The 14283-nt window shown below is 51.6% G+C and carries 11 protein-coding genes; 5 read left to right on the top strand and 6 right to left on the bottom strand.

The window, feature by feature from the left end; genetic code table 11:
- Positions 1-208: 208 nt before the first annotated feature.
- Positions 209-2815 (bottom strand): heavy metal translocating P-type ATPase, encoded by a 2607-nt coding sequence (locus tag EJN92_RS05590; RefSeq protein ID WP_170174875.1) that lies wholly within the window; start codon positions 2813-2815, stop codon positions 209-211.
- Between the two features lie 67 nt (positions 2816-2882).
- Here EJN92_RS05590 and EJN92_RS05585 point away from each other — a divergent pair, with 67 nt between their 5' ends.
- A complete protein-coding gene (locus EJN92_RS05585) occupies positions 2883-3311 on the top strand; it encodes a MerR family transcriptional regulator (RefSeq protein WP_126126904.1) in 429 nt (142 codons plus the stop codon).
- Between the two features lie 165 nt (positions 3312-3476).
- Here the strand turns inward: EJN92_RS05585 and EJN92_RS05580 are convergent, their stop codons facing one another.
- The 5 genes from EJN92_RS05580 to EJN92_RS05560 form a co-directional block, all read right to left on the bottom strand.
- Positions 3477-3782: a hypothetical protein gene (locus EJN92_RS05580; RefSeq protein ID WP_126126903.1), complete on the bottom strand. Its 306-nt coding sequence runs from the start codon at positions 3780-3782 to the stop codon at positions 3477-3479.
- Positions 3783-4084: 302 nt separating this feature from the next.
- Positions 4085-5176 (bottom strand): lytic murein transglycosylase B, encoded by a 1092-nt coding sequence (mltB, locus tag EJN92_RS05575; protein WP_126126902.1) that lies wholly within the window; start codon positions 5174-5176, stop codon positions 4085-4087.
- Between the two features lie 48 nt (positions 5177-5224).
- Positions 5225-7321, bottom strand: coding sequence for a transglutaminase TgpA family protein (locus EJN92_RS05570; RefSeq protein WP_126126901.1), 2097 nt, complete (start codon positions 7319-7321; stop codon positions 5225-5227).
- Positions 7318-8316: a DUF58 domain-containing protein gene (locus EJN92_RS05565; RefSeq protein ID WP_126126900.1), complete on the bottom strand. Its 999-nt coding sequence runs from the start codon at positions 8314-8316 to the stop codon at positions 7318-7320. Before EJN92_RS05565 ends, EJN92_RS05570 begins: the two co-directional genes overlap by 4 nt.
- 134 nt (positions 8317-8450) lie before the next feature.
- Complete coding sequence (locus tag EJN92_RS05560; RefSeq protein ID WP_126126899.1) at positions 8451-9371, bottom strand: AAA family ATPase; 921 nt, start codon at positions 9369-9371, stop codon at positions 8451-8453.
- 264 nt (positions 9372-9635) lie between these two features.
- Between EJN92_RS05560 and EJN92_RS05555 the strand changes: the two genes are divergently transcribed.
- The 4 genes from EJN92_RS05555 to EJN92_RS21985 all read left to right on the top strand — a co-directional run bounded on the left by EJN92_RS05555 (position 9636) and on the right by EJN92_RS21985 (position 14281).
- A complete protein-coding gene (locus EJN92_RS05555) occupies positions 9636-10598 on the top strand; it encodes a histone deacetylase family protein (protein WP_126126898.1) in 963 nt (320 codons plus the stop codon).
- Between the two features lie 91 nt (positions 10599-10689).
- On the top strand, positions 10690-12393 hold the full coding sequence (locus EJN92_RS05550; protein WP_126126897.1) for a GspE/PulE family protein: 1704 nt from the start codon (positions 10690-10692) through the stop codon (positions 12391-12393).
- A gap of 1 nt (position 12394) precedes the next feature.
- Positions 12395-13624: a type II secretion system F family protein gene (locus tag EJN92_RS05545; RefSeq protein WP_126126896.1), complete on the top strand. Its 1230-nt coding sequence runs from the start codon at positions 12395-12397 to the stop codon at positions 13622-13624.
- Positions 13625-13810: 186 nt separating this feature from the next.
- Positions 13811-14281, top strand: a complete 471-nt coding sequence (locus tag EJN92_RS21985; protein ID WP_126126895.1) for a pilin — start codon at positions 13811-13813, stop codon at positions 14279-14281.
- Positions 14282-14283: the final 2 nt, after the last annotated feature.

Raw genomic sequence — 14283 nt, 5'->3', positions numbered from 1 at the left:
ACTCCAGAAATTATGAAATTGGCGAATATCCTGGTTCTTGATGCAAGCTTGATACTTATCAAGAAAGCGATATTTTTTTGCATGTTAGCAGAAATTTCCCGCTAGCTATACTAAGCAATTTAATAATTAATCAATTAGTTAGCCGAGTCCCTTGCCCAACTGAAAAATCCCCTGTATGCATTGCTAGCCATACCGGGGCAGTAGCGATCTATAGTTTGCTATGCCGCAGTCGCAAAGCATTGCTGATCACCGAGACTGAGGATAGGCTCATGGCGGCACTGGCCAGCATAGGGCTGAGCAGGATGCCGAACCACGGATATAGAAGACCGGCAGCAATCGGTACGCCGACAAAATTGTAGGCAAAGGCGAAGAAGAGGTTTTGTCGTATGTTACGCATGGCGTGCTGGCTTAAGGCGCGGGCCTTGACGATGCCGCGCAAATCGCCTTTGACCAAGACCACATGGGCACTGTGCATGGCGACATCGGTGCCGGTGCCCATGGCAATCCCGACATCGGCCTGCGCCAGCGCGGGAGCGTCGTTGATGCCATCGCCAGCCATCGCGACTTTGCGCCCGTCTTTTTGCAGTTGTTGGACAAAGCGATATTTATCTTCCGGCAGTAGATCCGCATGTACCTCATCCAAGCCCAGTTGACTGGCGACCGCCTGTGCCGTCATCAGATTGTCGCCAGTCAGTAAGACGATGCGTATCCCAGTAGCTTGTAGGTCTTTGATGGCCGGCATACTGCTAGGCTTGATGCTGTCGGCAACGCTAAACAGGGCGGCGGCCTGGCCCGCGATTGCCATCAGCATGACACTATGTCCTTTGCGTCTTAGCTCTGTGGCTTGCGGCTCTAGTGCAGCGAAGTCGATGGCGTGTTCTTGCATCAAAGCCGCATTACCTATCAGTATGAGGCGGTTATCCGCAGCGTTGGCGCGCACACCTTTACCGGTGATAGAGCTAAAGTCAGTGATCGCAGCCGCAGTGATTTTTTGAGCCTTGGCGTAGTTGACTATAGCCTGCGCCAAGGGATGCTCACTGAGCTTTTCCATTGCCATTGCCAGCGGCAATACCTGCGCTTCGTTATATCCATCCGCGACGACTATTTTTTGCAAACTCGGTTTTCCTTCGGTCAAAGTGCCGGTTTTGTCGATTACCAGAGTGTCGATTTTTTCCAGTCTTTCTAAGGCTTCGGCATCTTTGATTAAAACACCTTCGGTCGCGCCACGTCCTATGCCTACCGTGACAGAAATCGGTGTCGCCAAGCCCAGTGCACAAGGGCAGGCGATGATTAAAACTGAAACCGCAGCCATCAGACCATGCGCTAAAGCGGGGCTAGGGCCTAGCCAGGCCCAGACTAAGAATGCGGCTACAGCAACGGCAATCACACCTGGTACAAACCAGCCTGATACCTGGTCTGCCAGTTTTTGTATCGGTGCGCGTGAGCGCCCAGCCTGGTTCACCATGGCTATGATTTTTGCTAGCAAGGTGTCATGCCCTATGCGTTCGGCGCGCATGCTAAAACTGCCCTGCTGATTCACAGTGCCAGCACTCAGTTTGTCGCCGGCTTGTTTGGTGGCGGGCAAGGGCTCGCCCGTGATCATGGATTCGTCGACGTTAGAGCGGCCATCGACTAAGACGCCATCGACAGGGATATGTGCGCCCGGTTTGACCCGCAATAAATCGCCCAGTTGCACCTGATCGAGTGCGATTTCGCTCTCTTCACCGCTAGTGGTGACACGGATCACGGTGGCGGGTGTCAAGGCTAGCAGCGATTTGATCGCCAGATTGGTTTGTGAGCGAGCGCGTAGTTCCAGCACTTGCCCGAGTAAAACCAGGGTAATGATGACGGCGGCAGCTTCAAAGTATAAGGGTGCCATCCCGTGTATCTTGAACGCCTGCGGCAGTAGATCAGGAAACAGCAGCGCCACCAGACTAAATAAATAGGCGGCGCCAGTACCGACCCCAATCAGGCTAAACATATTCAGATTACCAGTCTTAAATGAGGCGACGGCGCGTTCAAAAAATGGCCAGCCAGCCCACACCACAACCGGTGTCGCCAAGGCAAATTGTAGCCAACTGAATAGGCTCATCCCTAGCCAAGCATGCACGCTGATGCCCGGTAGCATATCGGCCATGGTCATGATCAGCAGCGGCAAACTGAGTGCGAGGCTGTATTTGAAGCGGCGCCGCATATCGTCCAGCTCACTGGTGTCTTCTTCGGCGCTGGCTTCTTTTGGCTCTAGCGCCATGCCGCACAGTGGACAAGTGCCTGGGCCGACTTGTTCTATCTCCAGATGCATGGGGCAAGTGAAGATGGCATCCTTAGCGGCGGCCTTGGGCGCTGGACGTAGTGCTGGGTCCAAGTAGCTTTGCGGATTTTTACGAAATTTTTCCAGACAACTGGCGGCGCAAAAGTAATACGTCTTATCTTGATATTGCGTTTGATGCGGGCTCTCTGCTGTGACATTCATACCACACACAGGGTCTTTTAAACCTGAGTCGCTGTTGGCGTGAGCATGCTTGCCGTCGGCGCCGCCACAACAGCCTGTGCTTACAGCGTTACTCGTGACCGTAGCAACAGACGATGCCGCAGTCTTTGTCACCAGTGGCATCAAAAGTTTTTTGGCCTTCACGTAGGCCAAAGGCTCGGCATTGAATTTACTCACGCATGAGGTACTGCAGAAATAGTAAATACTGCCTTGATAGGATGCCATTTTCTCAGCATTTTTCTTCACATGCATGCCGCATACCGGATCCAGAACTGTTTTCTCTGCTTGTTCGGCAGCCGTGCTGCTAGGTATATTTTGACTCATCGCAAATTCTCCATTCGATTTTTATCTTATGATAGACCCTGTACCCAAGAACGGAGTCAATCATTAAATGCGAAATGATAAAAATCAAACTTCAGAGCAATTGACGATAGGTCAATTGGCAAGCGCTGCCGGAGTGGGGGTGGAGACCGTACGCTATTATCAGCGCCTCGCATTGTTGCCAGTACCCGTGGTGGCGCGCGGCTACCGCACCTATCCCAGGCTGTTGGCGCAGCGCATACGCTTTATCAAGCGCGCTCAAGAGTTGGGATTTAGCCTGGCTGAGATTGCCACTTTGTTGCAGTTGGAGGATGGCGACGATAGGCTAGCCATCCGTAAAGTGGCGGCCGACCGCTTACTACAGGTGGAGCAAAAGCTAGAGGATTTGCAAAAAATGCAGAAGATGTTGACCTCACTGATCCATGAATGCGAGGCGACCGCGCAAACTAAGGCTTGTCCGATTATTCACGCCATAGCAGATAAGGGGAGTATCCCTTAAAAATAGCCTATTGGCGCATATGCCTATTGCGCACTGATTTAATACTGAGTGGGAGTATCTTAATTAAGTCGGTATCCCCAGGGCCTGGCTAAGCATTAGTCTGGACGAAAAAAAACCTGAGTAGGCGCAAGCACCGCTCAGGCTTTAACCGGTTAAGCAGCAATATTAATTGCTGCCATCTTCCTTTGGTTTGAATTGCTTGTCGCTGATGCGGAATTTCGCGCGACGGTCACCCATCAAACCGCGTAAATCCTTGATGCTGACATCGCTGATTTCGTGCATGCGTATCAGTAAAGATGCGCCTACAGGCAAACGACGGTGACGGATTTTACTAATCACTGGTGGTGCAACTTCGAGCGCTCTCGACAGAGCAGCATCGTTTTTTAAATGCAATTGCTTGATCAAAGTATCCAATAAATTATTTGGATCATAGTCGATTTCATCAGATTCAAGCTGGGTCAGATTTGCCATAATTACCTCGCTGTTTATATATGGTTATTGATGCGGAAAGATGTTGCTTCAATAAAAAATTAATCATCCGGTAATATTGTATCTTTAAAATGACTAATTTTTACTTTTGGGAATGATAAAATTTGTTAAATCTATTGACACATCACATTAATCGGTCGTAAATGTATCATTCGATAACATTACTGTAGTATAAGGTATGCAATATAGCAATATTAATCGTAGAAAATTTTGTTTTCTGTGCAAACGCCTGATATACGTGGTTTTTTTATCGGCTTAAGTCAAGCTTTACCCAGATTACCTTCTTACTTAGCTCTTGCCGAAGCGATCACTTTACCCAGATCTATCACCGACATGGCGTAAAAATAACTGCGGTTATACTGAGTAATTGCAAAGAAATTCTCAGTGGCGAGCCAGTATTCCGTGGCTTCTGTGCCATTTTGCAAATCTACCAAGCCGTAAGAAAGTTGCAAAGGCGCGTCAGGACTGGCGGTGCTGGCGATGGATTTCAACTCATCCAGGCGATAACTAGCCTTCAAACCTTGCGCCAATGCCTCGCTCAATTTAGCCGTATCGTTTTCACTATTGACCAGCGTGGCCGGGAATACTGTAGGCAGTCCAGCTTTCCAGCCGTGCTGTGCCAGATAGTTGGCGACGCTACCGATCGCGTCTACCGGTGAGCCGATCAAATCGATTCTGCCATCCGCATCAAAATCCACCGCATAACTGCGTATGCTGCTAGGCATAAACTGCGGCCAACCGATGGCGCCGGCGTAGGAACCTTTGAAACTGAAGGGGTCGATCACCGAGTCGCGCGCGATCAACAGCATGCTCTCTAATTCGCCCCGGAAAAATTTCATGCGGGACTCGCGCGTCGGCGTATCCGGATAGGCAAAGGCAAGCGTGGTGAGGGCATCCATGACCCGGAAATTACCGGTATTTTTGCCAAATACTGTCTCTACCCCGATCAGGCCTACGATGATTTCTGCAGGGACGCCATATTGCTTTTCCGCTCGGGCGAGTGCATCGGCATACTGATCCCAAAAGGCCAGGCCAGCCTCAATCCGATAATTGTCAACGAAGCGGGCGCGGTAGGCTTTCCAGTTTTTTGGCTTACCACTAGGCGCAGGTTTGATCAGTTGTATCGCGCTTTCTACGTAGCGAATTTGATTAAAACTGGCTTCCAACTCGGCCTTGTTCATACCATGTTTGGCCTCCATTTGAGCGATGAATTCGGCGACTTCTTTCCATTGCGTAAACTGGGCGAATTCGCTATTCACGACTGCCGTTTTAGGCGGCGTTTTTTTCGTTGCTTTGGTGGTGGCTAGTGCGCTGGCTGTGAGGCTGATCAAGCTGGCTAGCAGAGTGCTAAGGGCGATGCGTAGTGTGGTATTCAAGATAAAATAAGGGCTAAAATTGAGTAATCGGGTGGCTGATTGCTAGACTTAGCGGCATTGCGCTAGTAGGGCTTTCAGCTGTTTTAGTAAGAGGCTGTCAGTGGCACCATTTTTAGCGTATTTGGCGGTGCTATAGGCCAGAATAAAGGCCGCAATTGCAGCGCTGTCCGGCCGTTGTGCTTGCAACCGATCAGCATAGGTTTGCGGTGCCTCGTGTGCCAATTTGGGGTAGCCCTGGTTTGCCATTTTTTGACATAAGTTTAAGTATAACCTATCAAGCGGCTTCACTTGCGGCCGATTCAGCATGAAGGGTAGGGCCATCGCCGCCATCGCCAGCCCTATCAGCAGAAAGGCAAACAGGCTCAGTTGCGTCCAATCGTAGCCCTCCAGACCTAGCGCACGTATCAAATTAAATTGCTTGCCCTGGTCATAATTGAGTACCCATAAATTCCAGGAATTATTCGCGGCATTCCAGCGCATACGCACAGCGTTCCAACTGCTGGCCAGCCATGAATTTTGGTTCATGCTTAATTGTATGAAACCCGCTAGACCGCGTGCTGGCTGGGTCGCGCCCAGATTTTTTTGTATGCGTTCCGGCGCCACCGCAGCAGTCGGATCAACTCTGAGCCAACCACGCCCGCTGAGCCAGACTTCGGCCCAGGCATGCGCATCTGACTGCCGTACTTCTAACTGGCTGTCGACTTGATTTAAGCTACCGCCCTGATAGCCAGTGACCACTCGCGCCGGTATTCCCATGGCGCGCATCAAGACCACGAAAGCACTAGAGTAATGCTCGCAAAAACCAGCGCGTGAGCCGAACAAGAAATCATCCACGCTATTCACGCCCAGCAAGGGCGGCTCTAAGGTGTAGCTGAAATTCTCATTTCTGAATAAATTGAGTACCGTGACCACGGCTTGTTGCGGACTACTGGCACTCTGCCTCAGGGTGGCGGCGTAGTTGCGGGTCTTGGGATTATAGTTAGGTGGTAGTGTTAAGGAACTCTGTAAGTCGGCTGCACTGAGCTGGGCTTGCAAACGGTAACTGGGATGCGAAACCACAGAATAACGCAGGCGGGTGTTGATCTCGCTGGCAGTATTTAATTCTCGCTGACGATTCAGTCTTACCTGCATCTCGCTGATCTGCGGTGCCGCGGCCGGGATGTCGAGCGCAAATAACCAGGGCTGGCCACTGGCTTCCAAGATGATGTCCTGGACTACTGCCTCGCCAGCTAAGCTTGCCTCTTCTGGCTGGGGCCTAGCTTGCGCATCCTCCGATTCCGGCTGAAGCTGATGTTGAGGCCGGGCTAGACTTGGACGATGCGAACTAGGCTGCTCTGCATGCGTCCAGCTGCGCCCATCAAAGCTGTTGAGCACGATGCCGCGCCAATATAAATCTGATTTACGCGGTAAGGCCCCGGAAAATTTAACTCTGAATGCGATCTCTTCTGATTGCACTAGCTTGCTGATATTTCCCGGTGTCATAGAATTCGATAAACCACTGCGCCCGGTATTGGCGTCGCCAGGCAGGCCCCATAAAGGCCCTTGTATGCGTGGAAATAGAAAGAAGGCAATCACGGTCAGGGGTAACGCCATGCCCAAAATACGCATGGCCAATTTAATGCGTTGCCATAAGCTGGGCATCAGGCCGGTGTATTGAAACGACAGCAGTGCCGTCAGTAGCGCCAAAGTTGCCAGGGTCGCCCAGGCCGCACTGGCGATACTTTGCGAGTCGAAAAAGCTGGTCAGTAACAGAAAAAAACTTAAAAAAATGACGATGAAAATATCACGTTTGGCATGCATTTCTAAGAGTTTGCAGGTCAGTAGTATCGCCAGCATGCAGACGCCCGCTTCGCGCCCGAATAAGGTATGGTAGCTGAGATAAACCGCCGTCATCAAGAGTAGGCATATCGGTGTCAAGATCCACAGTGAGGGCAGTCTGCGGCCACTCACGGTGAGCATGGCGCGCCAGCCCATCAAGATTAAGCAAGCGGCCGTGCTCCACCAGGGTAAGGCTGAACTATGTGGCAGTAATACCAGTAAGCCAGCCAATAGCAGTAACAAAGTGTTTGCCTTGTCGCGTGCCAGTTTCGGCTGCTTGCTCAGAGCTCGCAAGCCGCTGATCCAGGAATTGCCAGGCTGCTTCATGCTGGCTCCCGATTCGTGGGCAACTGATACAGTGCCAGTGCCTGCAGGCATTCGAGTCGGTGTGCTTCGCCGCTGGCCGCTGCCAGGTTCAGCGTGCCTAATTTGAAACCATAGCTGAGGGCTTTGCTGTCGGCTTCCAGCACCCAACTGGTCATGCGTGATAAACGTAATTCCAGATCGAGATGAGTTGCTAACTGCGAGAAATCGAAAAAAATATCGCTGGCAGATCCGCCTGAAAATTGCTTGGAGATCAGCGTGCCACCGGCATCCAGATCGACTCTGGCGATGTGCTTCCAGGCCAGATGCTTGAGCGGGTCGCCGCTTTGATAGGCGCGCACCCCGGAAAAATCTTCATCACCGCTTTGGCCTTGCCCTTCCTTATTGGCCAGACCTGAACTCGGTAGTGGCGGTGGGTTCGCTTCCGGTTGTGGGTAGACCAGCACGTGTACATCGGGCAGCCAGGTGCTCCAGGCGCGCAACAGGCCTAAGGGGAACCAGGTTTGCAGTTTTATTCTAGCGATAGGCTGAATGCCGCGCTGATTGGTGGCCTGGCTTAGTTGCACGGTGATACGACTGTTGGCCGCGATGTCGATGGCTTGTTCAGCGTGGCCTTTGCCTGCAAAACCCAGATGCAGGGCGTAACGTGGATAGTTGCGCCGATTCATTAAATTCAGATTAAATTGTGCTTCTTCGCCAGCAAACACCGGTGCCACCGGCCCTGCAAGTAGATGCAGATAAGCTAAATTGCGAAAAGCCAGAAACGCATTGATCCAGGCACAGGCAGCCAGAATGAAGGTCAGTACAAAGCCGAGATTGAGATTGTAATTAGTCGAGGTGATAAACAGCAGTAGTAAGAGCAGCAAAAAATTCCAGCCGGCCTTACTGGGCAGCGTGAACACCCGGCGTTGCTTGAGGAAGACCTCACCGCTTTCCGGCTGGCGCTCCAGAAATATCCATTGGCGAAATTTCGCCTTGATTGCCTTCAATGCTTGCATGCTGGGCGTATCATCTTATCTGAGTAAATTCGGGTTTTTATTTGAAGGCAGGCCGCTGGCGCATATTCCATGCGGGTTTCCAGCCTGCCTGGCCTGCGAGGCGCATAGGATATGCGGCTCCGGCCTGCCGCTGTTTAAACTGCCACTTTTAACATCAGTTGGCGCAATAACTCGCTGCTTGGGCTGATCTTGCCACTCAGTGATTTAAGCGGTCGCAGTCTATGTGCGATCACCGGTATCAAGACCGCCTGCACGTCTTCCGGTATCACATGGTCGCGACCTTCCAGTGCTGCCCAGGCGCGCGCCGCCTGCAATAGAGCGATCGCCGCACGTGGACTCATGCCTTCGGCAAACAACTCAGCTTGGCGCGTGGTATGCGCCAGCGCCTGTACATAATCGACCAGGGACGGCGAAGTGTGAATTTGTCGCAAAGCCTGTTGCGCCTCTAGCAGTTGATGCGCCTGCATCACCGGCTGCATGCTCTTGAGCAGGCTGCGGCGATCCTCACCGAGCAGCAGAGCGCGCTCGGCGGCGGCGTCCGGGTAGCCCAAAGACAGGCACATCAGAAAGCGATCGAGCTGCGACTCGGGCAAGGCAAAGGTGCCGACTTGATGCGCCGGGTTTTGCGTGGCGATCACAAAAAAAGGCTCAGGCAATTCACGGGTTTTACCTTCGGCCGTGACTTGATGTTCTTCCATCGCTTCCAATAAGGCCGACTGGGTCTTGGGCGTGGCGCGATTAATCTCATCAGCTAGCAAAACCTGAGTGAAAATAGGCCCGGGATGAAAGATAAATTGATTTTTTTCCCGGTCAAAAATCGAGACTCCCACCACATCGGCCGGCAGCAAATCACTGGTAAATTGCAGGCGGTTAAACTGTAAGCCTAAAGAGATCGCCAGTGCATGCGCCAGCGTGGTTTTGCCCACGCCAGGCACATCTTCTATCAATAAGTGACCGCCGGCCAACAGGCAAACCAGGGCCTGGCGAATTTGCTCATCTTTGCCGATGATGATGTGCGCGACCTGCTTGGCAACCGCGTGAACTTTAGAAAACATGGATCTGCCTTGGTAGTGTAGAAAATCTGTGCTCAGTCAATTTGAAAATTGCTAGTGATGTCTATGCATTTTCCTGCGGCAAGTGTAAACCGAAATGCGTCACTGTGTTTTTAGTTTTACAAATATCGGCACTGCATTTGCAAAATTGCCAAAATAGGTTGACACTGGCAGCCAGCCCTCAGCTGCCACTATGGCTGTGCTTAAAGCAAGGGGCTGCTCAATTTTAATTCTGAAATGCTAGCTTCGAGACGACACACTGATTCCATGACGACTGCTTTTTATACTCATACAGACTGCCAACTCCATGAGATGGGGGCATGGCATCCGGAAGCACCATCGCGGCTGCAGGCGATCGCTGATCAGCTCGTTCGCAGTCAGATTCATAGCGCGCTCCAACATAGGCAAGCTGCACCAGCGCCGGAGAGCGCTCTGGCGCTGGTGCATAGCGCCGCCGCGATCGCCAGAGTGCGGGACAATTGCCCGGCACTAAGCGCCTCCCTTGAACCGGGCGACAAAGGCGAGTCCGAGTATTTTATGCTGGACCCCGATACCAAGCTCAATGCGCATAGTTGGCGTGCCGCTCTGGCGGCTGCTGGCGCGGCGCTGGCGGCTACCGACGCAGTGATGGCGGGCGAGGTGGCGAATGCGTTTTGCTCGGTACGACCACCGGGCCATCATGCGACTCCCGCAGCTTCTATGGGATTTTGCATGTTCAATAATGTCGCGATTGCAGCCGAATATGCGATGCAGGTATATGGCCTGCAAAGAGTGGCGATAGTCGATTTCGACGTGCATCATGGCAATGGTACGGAACAGGCTTTCGCGGGCGACCCGCGGGTCTTAATGGTGAGTTTTTTTCAGCATCCGTTTTATCCCTACTCGGGCACAATACAGCCCGCCGGGAATATGCTAAACCTGCCGGTGCCTGCACATACTCAGGGTGATTTGGTGCGCCAGATCGTCACGCAGCAATGGCTGCCGGCACTGCATCTGCATCAACCAGAAATGATCTTTATTTCGGCCGGTTTCGATGCCCATACGGACGATGATATGGGCCAGATGGATTTGATCGAGGAGGACTACCGCTGGATCACCCAGGAAATGATGCAAGTAGCTAAGACCTATGCGCAGGGGCGCATCGTCAGCTGCCTGGAGGGCGGTTATAACTTGCCTGCCTTGGGACTTAGTGTGGTAGCCCATCTTAAAGTACTGGCAGAGCTGGAATAGGCTTAGATTTTTTTTGATGATGTGAGACAATAATTTTCTGTAATAGAAACACAAGTTGGCGTTTTTAGCGCTGAGCAAAAAGGGGATGTGCATGGCAAGGCCAGAAAAAATTCGCTTAGGCGAAATCTTATTGCAACAAAAGCTGATGTCGGAAGAGCAGTTGCAGTTTGCCTTGACTGAACAAAAACGTACTGGGCGCAAACTCGGTCGCTTGTTTGTTGAAAACGGTTTTGTTAGTGAAGATCAAATTTCCGGGGCGCTGGCCAGGCAGCTCAATATCCCTTACCTGAATTTAAAACAGCTCAATATCAATCCGAATGCGGTGCGCTTGCTGCCCGAGATGCAGGCTAGGCGTTTTCGCGCCATCGTACTCGAGCAAAAAGAAGGGGCGCTCCTGGTTGGAATGGCCGACCCTACTGATCTGTTTGCCTACGACGAGATCGGCCGCATACTCAAGAGCGATATATTGCTGGCGGTGGTGAACGAGACTGAATTATTGTCCACCATCGACAACGTGTATCGCCGTACCGAAGATATTACCGATTTCGCCCGCGAACTGGAGCAAGAGTTAGGCGACACCAATGTTGATTTCGGTGCGCTCGGGATTTCGCCGGGGATGGAAGACGCACCTGTGGTTAAATTACTGCAGTCGGTGTTTGATGATGCCACTCAAGTGCGGGCTTCAGATATTCATATTGAGCCGCAAGAAAAACGCCTGCAGATACGCTTTCGCATCGATGGCGTTTTACATCTGCAAACCGAGGCGGATAGTAAAATCGCCAGCTCTTTAGCGCTGCGTTTAAAACTGATGTCGGACATGGACATCTCAGAAAAACGCATGCCCCAGGATGGCCGTTTTGCGATTAAGGTCAGGCAACAAAATATCGACGTGCGTATCTCGACCATGCCGACTCAATATGGCGAATCAGTCGTCATGCGTTTATTGAATCAAGGTGGTGGCACGCTCAATCTGGATAAGATAGGCATGCCTAAGCAGATGCTGGAAAGATTTCGCGCCATCATCAAACGCCCAAATGGTTTGGTGCTGGTCACCGGTCCTACCGGTAGCGGTAAGACGACTACCCTGTATGGCGCTCTGGCTGAACTCAATACCCAGGAGAAAAAACTCATCACGGTCGAAGATCCGGTCGAGTATCGCTTGCCCGGTATTAACCAAGTGCAGGTCAATGAAAAGATAGACTTAAGTTTTTCCAAAGTTCTACGTGCCTCCTTGCGGCAAGATCCTGACGTCTTGCTGCTCGGTGAGATGCGTGATCAGGAGACTGCCCAGATCGGTATGCGCGCCGCCATGACCGGCCATTTGGTGTTATCTACCTTGCATACCAATGATGCAGTGAGTACCCCGATACGCTTGCTCGATATGGGCGTGCCGCGCTATATGATGGGGAGTTCCTTGCAGGCGGTGCTGGCACAAAGGCTGGTACGCGTGATTTGTGAAAGTTGCCGCCAGGTCACACCACTGATCGCCACCGAAAGAGAATGGCTGACGGCTGAATTAGGCGACAGCGTGGATCAGCATCAATATCATGCCGGTCGTGGTTGCGGTCATTGCAATGGCACCGGTTACCGCGGTCGTATCGGTGTCTATGAATTACTCGAGATGACCGCGCCCGTGGTTGAGGCCGCGCATCATGCCGATCCCTCCCATTTTATGAAGGTTGCAAAACAGCAAATGGGTGGGCGCACGCTCAGAAAATATGCGGTCGATCTGGTTGTGTCTGGCGTCTCTACCGTGGCCGAAGCGATGCGTATCAGCAATCAGCTAGAGGAATAGCATGCCTTATTTTGCCTATAAAGCCAGAAATGCGCGCGGCGAAATGGTCGAAGGGGTGCTCGAAAGCACCGATGCAAATGCGCTCGCTAGTCAATTGTTTAATTCCGGAATTACGCCTGTGCAAATCAATAGCACTCGAAAACCCGTTGTGGGGGGAGAGCTCAATTGGTGGCAGCGCTGGACCGAAGAGAAGGTGCTACCGATAGAAGTTCAATTGTTTAGCCGGCAGTTGTATACCTTATTGAAATCGGGTGTGCCTATCATGCGCGGACTGGCGGGCTTACAAGAATCAGCGGTCAGCAAGGCATTCGCCAAATTGATACAGGATTTACGCGAGTCGCTCGACTCTGGACGTGAGTTGTCGGCCGCTTTGCGACGCCACCCCAAGGCTTTTTCTTCGTTTTATATCAGCATGGTGAAGGTCGGTGAGATGACCGGGCAGTTAGAAGATATTTTCTTACGCCTGTACGCCCATCTTGAGTTTGAACGCGACATGCGCGAACGGGTCAAGAGTGCCTTACGCTATCCTATGTTCGTCATGATCGCGATGGTGGTGGCGATGGCCATCATCAATATCTGGGTAATCCCTGCGTTTGCCAAGGTATTCGCCGGCTTTAATGCCGAGTTACCCTTGATGACCAGAATATTGATTGCGACCTCCGATTTCGTGGTCGAGTACTGGCCGCATATTGCGGTAGCGATGATGGCGCTGGTGTTCGGCTTTATGAGCTTCATCGCGACTCCCAAAGGGCGTTATCTATGGGATCGCAGCAAATTGCGCTTCCCCATTGTGGGTCGAATTATTCTCAAGGGCACCCTGGCGCGGTTTGCCCGCAGCTTTGCGCTCTCCAGTAAAAGTGGCGTGCCTATCGTGCAGGCGCTGACCGTGGTGTCGCAAACGGTGGACAACGCCTACATTTGTAGCCGCATCGAACAGATGCGTGATGGGGTAGAGCGGGGCGAGAGTATCTTGCGCACCGCCGCTGTGGCCGGTGTATTTACTCCGGTCGTCTTGCAGATGATCGCAGTCGGTGAAGAAACCGGTGCGATTGATGATCTGATGGATGAAATCGCCGGCATGTATGAGCACGAAGTCGAGTATGAACTGAAAAACCTGTCGGCGAATATCGAACCTATTTTAATTGTTGGCTTGGGTATTCTGGTTTTAATACTCGCGCTGGGGATCTTCTTGCCGATTTGGGATTTAGGTAAAGTTGCCTTGAAAAAATAGGCATCTCTTATAAAATAGAAAAAGTAAAAAGCCAATTTTGTTGCTTTTTGTTACTTCTGTGCATTTCCCTTTGTAATTTGCTAGTATGATTAAAGAGCAGCGGATACCTAGTCTTCTTTACAGCTTAATTTACAGCTTAATTTGCATTACTACCGTGAGTCATTTCATTAAATGCAGGAGCGTGCCATGAACAAAAAACTATCTGGCTTTACTTTAATTGAGTTGATCGTTGTGATTGCAATCTTGGGTATTTTGTCGGCACTGGCTTTGCCGCGATTTGCCAATCTACAAACCGAGGCGCGTATGGCAAAAATGAATGGGGCGCTCGGTTCTATTAAGGCCGCCGCGGTGCTGGCGCATTCCATACAATTGACCCAGCAGTTGGCGGCCGGTACCACCGTTGTTATGGAGGGTTCGAATATCACCATGGCGAATGCCTATCCACAAAGTACGAACGCTTCGATAGGACATGCGGCCGGTTTTGCCGATACCTCGGGCGCGGCTTTTAATGATTACACGCTGGCCAGTACGGCAACGGTATTTACCGTGACACCGGATATCAACCATCCGAATTGCGCGGTCACTTATACAGTCCCCACAGCGGCTGGCTTTGCACCAACTTATAGTAATGCAGGTATCACGGCACTGAACTGCTGAGA

The sequence above is a fragment of the Undibacterium parvum genome, assembly GCF_003955735.1.
In the GTDB taxonomy this organism is placed as follows: domain Bacteria; phylum Pseudomonadota; class Gammaproteobacteria; order Burkholderiales; family Burkholderiaceae_D; genus Undibacterium; species Undibacterium parvum.
The sequence above is the reverse complement of the archived record's forward strand: the minus strand, read 5'-3'. Positions and strand labels throughout refer to the sequence as shown.

Excerpts from the sequence above, each read along its gene's own strand:
- EJN92_RS05590 (WP_170174875.1), bottom strand. The coding sequence starts at position 2,815 with ATGAGTCAAAATATACCTAGCAGCACGGCTGCCGAACAAGCAGAGAAA.
- EJN92_RS05585 (WP_126126904.1), top strand. The coding sequence starts at position 2,883 with ATGCGAAATGATAAAAATCAAACTTCAGAGCAATTGACGATAGGTCAA.
- EJN92_RS05580 (WP_126126903.1), bottom strand. The coding sequence starts at position 3,782 with ATGGCAAATCTGACCCAGCTTGAATCTGATGAAATCGACTATGATCCA.
- EJN92_RS05570 (WP_126126901.1), bottom strand. The coding sequence starts at position 7,321 with ATGAAGCAGCCTGGCAATTCCTGGATCAGCGGCTTGCGAGCTCTGAGC.
- EJN92_RS05565 (WP_126126900.1), bottom strand. The coding sequence starts at position 8,316 with ATGCAAGCATTGAAGGCAATCAAGGCGAAATTTCGCCAATGGATATTT.
- EJN92_RS05560 (WP_126126899.1), bottom strand. The coding sequence starts at position 9,371 with ATGTTTTCTAAAGTTCACGCGGTTGCCAAGCAGGTCGCGCACATCATC.
- EJN92_RS05555 (WP_126126898.1), top strand. The coding sequence starts at position 9,636 with ATGACGACTGCTTTTTATACTCATACAGACTGCCAACTCCATGAGATG.
- EJN92_RS05550 (WP_126126897.1), top strand. The coding sequence starts at position 10,690 with ATGGCAAGGCCAGAAAAAATTCGCTTAGGCGAAATCTTATTGCAACAA.
- EJN92_RS05545 (WP_126126896.1), top strand. The coding sequence starts at position 12,395 with ATGCCTTATTTTGCCTATAAAGCCAGAAATGCGCGCGGCGAAATGGTC.
- EJN92_RS21985 (WP_126126895.1), top strand. The coding sequence starts at position 13,811 with ATGAACAAAAAACTATCTGGCTTTACTTTAATTGAGTTGATCGTTGTG.